We start from the raw sequence: 9,625 nt of genomic DNA, 5'->3' as shown, positions 1-9,625 counted from the left end.
TGATAGAAACTTCGGGCATAAAAATTCCGGGCTTTAAGCAGGTAAAATTACAATATTTATTTGGCGTTGTTTGGGCATTTTTTTTCGGGGCGGACATTTCGTGCTATCCGCTATTACTCCTCGGTTGGCGGCTCCGCTTCGCTCCGCCGCCGCCCTGCGGGGTAGCCGCTTCTATCACGGCCGCAGTTTTTCGGTGCTAAACGGGCATTTTTTTCCAAAACTTCTGGTAGCATCTTACGAAAACTCAAAAATCCATTGTAAAACCTTAAATTTGTTGCTTATTTTAAATTCAAAAAATGTTTTACGACCATAAAAATATCGAGCAGAAATGGCAAAATTTCTGGGAATCCAATCAAACGTACAAAACGGAAAACGATACAGGTAAACCGAAATTTTATGTTTTGGATATGTTCCCATATCCGTCTGGCGCGGGTTTGCACGTTGGTCATCCGTTAGGATATATCGCTTCAGATATTTACGCGAGGTATAAAAGACATCAGGGCTTTAACGTTTTGCACCCGATTGGTTACGATTCCTTCGGGCTTCCGGCTGAACAATACGCGATACAGACCGGGCAACATCCGGCGATCACAACGGAAGAAAATATTACTCGCTACGAAGAGCAGTTACGGAAAATTGGTTTTTCATTTGACTGGAGCCGCGAGGTGAGAACTTCCGATCCTTCATATTATAAATGGACACAATGGATTTTCATCCAGCTTTTTGATTCATGGTATAATAAAAGAAACGACAGAGCAGAACCTATTTCAACCTTAATTTCCCATTTTGAATCTGTAGGAACTGAAGGTTTATTAGCAGAACAAAACGATCAGTTAAATTTTACCGCTGAAGAATGGAACACGGCTTCGGAGCTTGATCAGCAGGATATTCTGTTGAACTACCGTTTAGCTTACCGCGCAGAAACTACGGTAAACTGGTGTCCCGGTCTCGGAACGGTTTTAGCGAACGATGAGGTGAAAGACGGAAAATCTGAACGCGGCGGTTTCCCGGTTTATCAGAAAAAAATGATGCAGTGGAGTATGAGAATCACCGCATATTCCGAACGTTTGCTTCAGGGTTTGCAAAATCTGGACTGGCCGCAACCGCTGAAAGATTCTCAGGAATACTGGATCGGGAAATCTCAGGGCGCGCTTGTAAAGTTCGAGGTTTTGGATTCACTTGAAAATATTTCAGTATTTACAACAAGACCAGACACTATTTTCGGGGCAACTTTTGTGGTTTTGGCGCCGGAAAATCCTTTGGTTAAAAATCTGACCACCGAAGAACAGTTTGATGAAATTCAAAAATACATCGATTTAACGGCGAAAAAAACTGAAAGAGACCGCATGTCGGACGTGAAAAATGTGAGCGGCGCTTTCACCGGAAGTTATGCTTTAAACCCTTTCACCAACGAAAAAATGCCGGTTTATATTTCGGATTATGTGCTGATGGGTTACGGGACCGGCGCTGTAATGGCGGTACCGGCACATGATGAACGCGATCACCGTTTTGCGAAAAACTTCGGTTTGCCGATTGTAAATGTCATTGAAAATAATATCGATATTCAGCAGGAATCGTATGATTCGAAAGATTCGGTTTGTGTAAATTCCTCTTTTTTGAACGGTTTGAGTTATGACGAGGCGAAAACATTAATTATATCCGAAATCGAGAAAAAAGATATCGGTCACGGCACTATCAATTACCGACAGCGCGACGCTATTTTTTCGCGCCAGCGCTATTGGGGCGAGCCTGTACCGATTTATTATAAGGACGGAATGCCGTATGCTTTACCAATTTCCGCGCTTCCGCTGGAATTGCCGAAAGTTGAGAAATATTTACCGACCGAAGCAGGTGATCCACCTTTAGGAAATGCAAAAACCTTCGCTTGGGACGAAGAAAGCCAAAAGGTGGTTTCTACCGACTTAATCGATGAGCAGACGGTTTTCCCTCTGGAATTATCTACAATGCCGGGTTGGGCCGGAAGTTCGTGGTATTTTTTACGTTATGCTGATCCGGAAAATAATGCCGATTTTGCCGGTAAAAACTTAACCGATTATTGGGGACAGGTTGATCTTTATATTGGAGGAAGTGAACACGCAACGGGACATTTGCTTTATTCGCGCTTCTGGACGATGTTTTTGAAAGATCGAGAATTCATCAGCCATGAGGAACCATTCAAAAAACTCATCAACCAGGGAATGATTTTGGGGATGAGTGCGTTTGTCAACAGAATCGAAGGAACAAACCAATATGTTTCGAAAGCTTTAGCAAAAAATCATCAAACACAGAAAATTCACGTTGATGTTTCCTTATTAAAAGGAACTACCGACGAGCTTGATATTGAAAAATTTAAGGCCTGGAGGCCGGAATTTTCAGAGGCGGAATTTATTCTGGAAGACAAAAAATACATCACCGAGCGTGAAGTTGAAAAAATGTCGAAATCGAAATATAATGTGGTAAATCCGGACGATATTTGCGAGGAATATGGCGCGGATTGTTTGCGTTTGTACGAAATGTTTTTAGGTCCTTTGGAACAGTCGAAACCGTGGAATACACAAGGTTTAAGCGGTGTTTACGGATTTTTAAAGAAATTTTATAATCTTTATTTCAAGGAAGATGTATTCGCCGTTTCGGAAGAAGAGCCGACAAAAGAGGAATATAAAATTTTGAACACTTTAATTAAAAAAGTGGTCACTGATATCGATAATTTCTCCTTCAATACCTCCGTTTCGCAATTTATGATTGCGGTGAACGAGCTGCAGAAACTGAAAACCAATAAGCGAAAAATTCTGGAGCCTTTGGCTGTAATTTTGTCACCTTATGCGCCGCATATTGCGGAAGAGCTTTGGAGCAAACTTGATCATGTGGAAACCATCGAATTTGCGCCATTTCCGGTCTTCGAGGAAAGGTATCTGGTTGAGGATGAAATTGCGTATCCGGTGAGCTTCAACGGTAAGATGAGGTTTAAGCTGAATCTGGCGGCAGATTTAGGTATTCCGGAAATTCAGGAGGCTGTATTAGCTGATGATCGAACCAAAGATCAGCTGCAGGGAAATAATCCAAAAAAGGTGATTATAGTGCCGAAAAAAATAATTAATATTGTTCTGTAAAAAATCAATGCTTATCGGGCGATTATTCAATCAAATATAGAATTGAATATTTTTATTATAAATTCAACCCCTTCGGAATTTTTGGTTTATTAAAAGCAATAGAACGGCAATTTTTTGCCAAATTATCAATGTTAACAGTGTTTAAGATTTAAAAAAATAGTTCTATTAACCGCCAATTATTTGCACGATTAAATATTTTAACTTTATTTTACAGCGCGAAAAATTTAAAAAAATAACAATTATAATTTAGTTTAGTATGGAAATGAATGTTTCAAACAACGAGGAGCAAGTAGTTGCTAAAAAAGTGGGAGGATTGAATCCTGCGTTAATACTGCCTATTCTTTTGGTGATAGGGTATTTAATCTATTATTTTGTCTTAGGTAATCCAGGCAACTTTAGAGCTGATCCAAGGCTGAACGGAGCATCTGTGGCATTCTCAGGTTTGGATACTAAGGAATTGCACCCTGAAGGATTTATGGGTATTATCTACATGGGTGGGGTAATCGTACCGATCCTTATTTCATTTATGATTATCGTAATCGTATTCTCTATCGAGAGAGCTTTAGTTTTAAGAAAAGCAGCTGGTGCGGGTAATGTAGATTCTTTCGTTTTGAACGTAAGAAGATTGCTTAACCAAAATAAAGTTGATGAAGCTATTGAAGCATGTGACAGACAGGAAGGTTCTGTAGGTAATGTGGTAAAAGAAGGTTTAACTACCTACAAGGCATTGTCTCACGATACTACCTTGAACAAAGAGCAAAAAATGGTTGCTTTGAACAAGTCAATTGAAGAAGCTACAACCCTTGAAATGCCAATGTTAGAGAAAAACATGATGATTCTTTCTACATTAGGTACTGTTGCAACTCTTGTAGCACTATTAGGAACAGTAATCGGGATGATTAAAGCTTTCCAGGCGTTAGGTTCAGGAGGTGGTACACCAGATTCAGCTGCGTTATCTATCGGTATTTCTGAGGCATTGATTAATACAGCTTTAGGTATTGGTACTTCTGCAGTTGCGATTATTTTCTATAACTATTTTACTTCTAAAATTGACGGATTAACATTCAAAATCGATGAGATTGCGATGTCTATCCAGCAGTCTTTCGCAGAATTCCACTAAGAATTTTGTATCGATTGGAGGTTTGTAAAATATAAACCTCAAAAAACAGAAGTTTAATAATAAATAATTTACAATGGCGAGAGTCAAACCAAAAAGACATAATATAAGGGTAGATATGACGGCGATGACCGATGTATCGTTTCTACTCCTTACATTCTTTATCCTTACGGCTCAGTTTGCAAAACCTGATGTTGAGACGATTACCACGCCATCTTCTATTTCTGAAAAGTTACTTCCAGATGCCAGTTTAATGACAATTTTGAGTACTACAGACGGAAGATTCTATTTTACACCCGTTGAAAATCCTAAAGAGCGCATGCAGCTTTTAGAAAATATGGGTACGAAATATGGTATGAAATTCACCGACAAGGAAAAAGTTGCTTTTGCTAACGCACAGTCTATTGGCGTTCCGATGAATCAGCTGAAAGGATTTTTGGATCTTCCTGATGAAGACCGAAAAGCTTTCAAAAGCAAAACGGGAATCCCGATGGACAGTACAAATAAGCAACTAATTGATTGGGTGCAGCAAAGTTTAGCGGTAAACCCAGACTACAAACTGGCGATTAAAGGAGATACACAAACGAAGTATCCGAAAGTGAAAGCTTTATTTGAAGGATTGAGAGATATAGATTTCTTGAAATTCTGGTTAATAACAAGCCAGGAAACGGCACAATAAGTAAGAAATGGCAGAAGTACAAGTAAAAGATAACAGCGGGAAAGGCGGAAAGGTACGCTCCAAAAAGCAGGTGCCTCACGTAGATTTAACACCGATGGTAGATTTGGCGTTCCTTTTGATCACTTTCTTCATGTTGGTGACCACCTTCAATAAACCGAATGTGATGGATTTGGGGCTTCCGGCAAAACCGAAAGACAACCAAAAAGCACCGGATACAGAAATCGACTTAACGAACTCAATCTCCCTAATTATTGGGAAAGACAATAGAATTTTCTATCATCAGTTGGATCAGGCAGGTTTAAATGAACAAACCTTACAGGAAACCACTTTCGATAGAAACGGAATTACAAAAGTAATTGAGCAGGCAAAAGCCCGGGCAAAAGATCAAACCAAATTTACGGTGATCATAAAACCTACGGATGATGCTGTGTATAAGAACTTCGTAGATATTCTAGATGAAATGGCGATTACCAAAAATGAAATATACGGTGTTACCGATATTAAATCGTGGGAGCAGGCTGTTTATGATAAAAAAGTAGCAGGAACAGCGCCAAGTGCGCCGGCAACACCTACAAACTAGAACTACGGCAAATTAAATAAAAGAGTATATAATGGCAGATGAAAACACAACACTCAACTCTTTAGATGAGATTGTATTTGAACATAGAAATAAAGCATACGGCGCCTATAACTTGCGTACCAATTATAGATCGATGCTTACAAAGGCCTTCATCTTCGGAACTATTTTATTCTGTGTTGTAGCAATTACCCCATTTGTGATCATGAAGATCAAACAAATGACGGCTGTAGAAACACAGGAAGTAAATGCGAATTTGATTGATATTCTCCCGGAAGAGGAATTGATCATTGAAGCCCCGAAAGAAGAAGAACCGCCACCACCGCCGCCACCGAAAGAAGAACCGAAACAGGAAGTTATTCAGAACGTAGTGCCGGAGCCGGTAAAAGCACCAAAAGTGGAAACTCCGCCGCCGCCAATTACCAAACAGTTGGAAACAACTACAGGTTTGGCAAACCAGGAAGGTGTAAAAACACCAAGTTATACACCGCCACCGCCACCACCATCAACAGGTAAGGTACAGACGGTAGAAGTAAAACCACAGGTTTCTGAAACACAGGTTTACACGGAGGTAGAGCAACTTGCTGAATTCCCTGGAGGTATTAATAAGTTCAGATCCACTGTGGGTAATAACTTTGATACTTCTGTAATGAGCGGCGACGAAGGAACTGTAAAAACTGAAGTGATATTTGTAGTCGAGAGAGATGGATCAATTACTGATGTTAAAGCTAACGGTCCAAACTCGGATTTCAACGCTGAAGCAATCAGAACCGTGAAGTCAATTAAAAACAAATGGACGCCAGCGAAAATTAATGGTAAATCCGTACGATACCGTTACAGATTACCATTAACAATGAATTTTGAATAATTAATTTTATCAGAAATATTGAAAAGAGAAGTTAACGCTTCTCTTTTTTATTTTTTTTGTAGTTTTGTATCTTATGATTTTTAACTGGTTATCTTTAATTACAGGAATCTTTTACATAGTATTGGGTATTTATGTAATTATCTATAAATTTTTCGTAATTTTTTTAGAACCTAATATTGCGTATTCCCTCGGTGGTTTACTTATAGCGTATGGTCTTTTCAGAATCGTACGTTCCATTTACAGAATACGTCAGCAGAAGAATGAAGATTAAAAATTTGACCTTATTTGCCGCTTTTTTTGCATTTTTAATTTCATGTAAAAAAGCGGAGTATGTAGTAGATACACCACAACAGGGAACCGTGACCTTAGCGGTTGACGAATCTTTCCGCAGTGTTTCGGAAGCACTCACTTCCCGCTACATGGCATTATACCCGAACACCAAAATCAATTTGGTATTTAAAAAAGAAGATTTTGCATTTCTGGATTTGCTGGAAGGTAAAGTGCGTGTCGCGGTAATGTCCCGCGAACTCACGGAAAGAGAAAAGAAAGCGTTCAAAGATAAAGTAGATCTTGACCTTCAGCCGGCGCCTTTCGCTGCTGATGCTGTAGTTTTTATCGTTCCGAAAGATTCTCCGCGCGACAGTATTTCAATCAACGAGCTTCACCAGCTTTTAAAAAGCAGTGACGAAAAGATAATTTTTGACGGAACCAATTCCAGCAATCTGAATTTCGTTGCGCAAAAACTAAAAACCACGCCGGACCAGCTGAAATATTCCATCATCAGCGGAAATAAAAATATTGCTGAAAAATTGGGCAGTTTACCCGGAAAAATTGGAGCAATCAGTTTAAATACTTTAAGCCGGCCTTACGATCCGGAAGCAGAAGCACTCCGAAATTCGGTGAAGATTTTGAAGGTTTCCGAAGGAAAACAAGCATACGCACCTACACTGCAGAACTTATCCGATAAAAAATATCCTTTCAGCAGGATATTATATTTCCTTACCAACGAAGCTTATTTCGGTTTGGGAAACGGTTTCATCAGATTTTCGTGTACGCAGCTCGGGCAGATTGTAGTTTCAAAAGAAGGACTGCAACCGTATTACCTCTTTAACCGGGAAGTGCAGATGCGTTAATTATTCTTAAAAAAGCCGTGCTGGAGGTCATTACAAATTTTTGGTATAATAATTGGGAATGTAGTCAGCACAATGTTAATATAAAAACAATTAAACAATTTAAAATGAAAGATATAATGAATTTAACGAAAAAAATTGCGTTCGGAGTTTCAGTTGGCTTCTTCACTAATTTCGCTTTTGGCCAGACTTTGCAGGAGGGAATTAACAGTGCAGACAGCCACAAATATGCACAGGCAAGACAGGTATTTACCGATATGATCGCCAAATCTGCGACCGCCGATAATTACTTCTACTTAGGAAACTCTTATTTAACTCAATTTGAACCAAATTTTGATAAAGCTCAGGAAAATTTTAATAAAGGATTAGCAGCAGATAAAAAAAGCGCCATTAATAAAATAGGTTTAGCATCTATTAAATTAGGTAAAGGCGATAAATCTGCGATTGCAGAAATTAAACAAATCGTAAAAGATTCCCGCGAGAGAGATCCGGAAATTCTTTACCGCGCTGCGGAAGCAATTACACTTTTCGGTGGAGCAGCTAATGCTGATCTTGCAATTGACTATTTGAACAAAGCAGTTGATAAATCTGCAAAAAATGGTACACCAGCGCATTATTACTACACTTTAGGTGATGCGTACCGTTTGAAATTAACAAACAGCCCACAAGTTGCAGGTTCTGCGATGACGGCTTATGAGAAAGCTTTGCCTACAGCAAAAAATAAAGCTTCGGTATTTACCAGAATCGGTACACTTTGGATGCAGGCGCAGCAATGGCAGTCTGCTAAAGAAAACATCGATAAAGCAATCGCCGCTGATCCAACTTACGCTCCGGCTTATAAAGCAAAAGCAGCTTACGATATCAGATATCAGCAAAATGCTTTGGCAACACAAGATTTGATCAACTATGCAAAATATGCTGACGAAGATCCGGATACCCAATTGGAAATTTCGAAATTATTCTTCACCAACGAAGATTACGGAAACTCCAAAATGTATCTTGATAAAGTTTTTGATAAGGTAGAAGACCCAATCAAATACAAATTGAGAGCATATCTTCAGTATGCCGATGGCGATTATGCTGCAGCGAAAGCAAGCATGGATATGTTCGTTTCTAAAGCAGAGAAAAGCCGTGTGCTAACAGCAGATACAGGTTTACAGGGTTTGATCGCTGCAGGTTTAGCTGAAAAAGAAACCGATGCTGCTAAAAAAGCTGCATTGCAGACTGAAGCTCAGCAAAAAATCGCCGTTGCAAAAGCTGCAAAAGATCTGACTATGAAATGGGATCAGGAGCTGATCAAGATCAAAGGTGGTGGCGCTGTAAACCAGGCTTCGGTTGATGCAGGACCAACAAATCCTCAGATTGAAGCCCTGAAAAAACAGGTAGCTGCAAAACCGCAGGATACAGATGCGTTATTCAAGTTGGCAAATGCGTACCAGGAAGCTAAAAACTGGAACGGCGCAGTTCACACTTGGCAAAAAATGAACGGTCTGTTGCCAGATTGGGCGCCTGCTTATTACAGTTTAGGTTACTCTTACCAGCAAGCCGGACAAAACGAATTGGCAAAGTTGGCTTACGAGAAATTTATCAGCACTGTAAAACCTGCTGATATGGAAGCCAACAAGGAAACACTTTCTTATGCTTATTTCGCGGTAGCGTATTTAGTAAAAGACAGCGATGCTGCTAAAGCTAAAGAATATGCTGCCAAATCTGTACAGTTGAATCCAAACTATACAGACGCGGTAAACTTGAACAATCAGTTGAACAAATAAAATTCAATATATAATTAAAGAAATCCTCTTCACTTGAAGAGGATTTTTTTATTTGAAAAAATTCCCTGCTATTCATGGCAATTTTTCTCTTTTAATAAAAACGCTTGAAAATATAGTTTGAAATTAATTACGAACTATTCCTGCGTTGGTGGCAAATTTTCCCATTTAATGAAGTGCTTAATATTATAATAGAATTAGATCAAAAAAAATTCCTGCTATTTGCGGCAATTTTCTGGCTTTAGACGCCGGCAAAATTTCATATTTAGGTTTGATCCGGAAAAATACGGTGCTAAAGAGGCGGTTTTTTTGGGTTTAGATTGCAGGTTCAAGTCTAGAAATAGTAGAAAAGGATGCTCAAACTTATGGGAACAG

Annotated in this window: 8 protein-coding genes; all 8 read left to right on the top strand. The window is 39.3% G+C overall.

Translation table 11 applies throughout. The features are described from left to right. Positions 1 to 200, top strand: a 200-nt coding sequence (locus OA84_RS11505) for a hypothetical protein (RefSeq protein WP_221399754.1), incomplete at its 5' end; no start/stop codon positions are given. Positions 201 to 296: 96 nt separating this feature from the next. After that, on the top strand, positions 297 to 3,110 hold the full coding sequence (leuS, locus tag OA84_RS11045; protein ID WP_039346548.1) for a leucine--tRNA ligase: 2,814 nt from the start codon (positions 297 to 299) through the stop codon (positions 3,108 to 3,110). 256 nt (positions 3,111 to 3,366) lie between these two features. Further along, positions 3,367 to 4,230, top strand: coding sequence for a MotA/TolQ/ExbB proton channel family protein (locus OA84_RS11040; protein WP_039346547.1), 864 nt, complete (start codon positions 3,367 to 3,369; stop codon positions 4,228 to 4,230). Positions 4,231 to 4,303: 73 nt separating this feature from the next. Then, the gene (locus OA84_RS11035; protein ID WP_039346546.1) at positions 4,304 to 4,906 is read left to right on the top strand and encodes an ExbD/TolR family protein; all 603 of its coding nucleotides are present in this window, start codon (positions 4,304 to 4,306) and stop codon (positions 4,904 to 4,906) included. Positions 4,907 to 4,913: 7 nt separating this feature from the next. Beyond that, the gene (locus tag OA84_RS11030) at positions 4,914 to 5,486 is read left to right on the top strand and encodes an ExbD/TolR family protein (RefSeq protein WP_039346545.1); all 573 of its coding nucleotides are present in this window, start codon (positions 4,914 to 4,916) and stop codon (positions 5,484 to 5,486) included. Between the two features lie 31 nt (positions 5,487 to 5,517). Next, a complete protein-coding gene (locus OA84_RS11025) occupies positions 5,518 to 6,351 on the top strand; it encodes an energy transducer TonB (protein ID WP_039346544.1) in 834 nt (277 codons plus the stop codon). 260 nt (positions 6,352 to 6,611) lie between these two features. Further along, positions 6,612 to 7,484 carry a PstS family phosphate ABC transporter substrate-binding protein gene (locus tag OA84_RS11015; protein ID WP_039346543.1) on the top strand — a complete coding sequence of 291 codons (873 nt, stop codon included), beginning with the start codon at positions 6,612 to 6,614 and terminating at the stop codon, positions 7,482 to 7,484. Between the two features lie 104 nt (positions 7,485 to 7,588). Continuing rightward, positions 7,589 to 9,253, top strand: a complete 1,665-nt coding sequence (locus OA84_RS11010) for a tetratricopeptide repeat protein (RefSeq protein WP_039346532.1) — start codon at positions 7,589 to 7,591, stop codon at positions 9,251 to 9,253. Positions 9,254 to 9,625 lie beyond the last annotated feature (372 nt).

The sequence above is a fragment of the Kaistella solincola genome (assembly GCF_000812875.1).
Lineage (GTDB): Bacteria > Bacteroidota > Bacteroidia > Flavobacteriales > Weeksellaceae > Kaistella > Kaistella solincola.
This window is presented reverse-complemented; position numbering and strand designations above follow the sequence as displayed.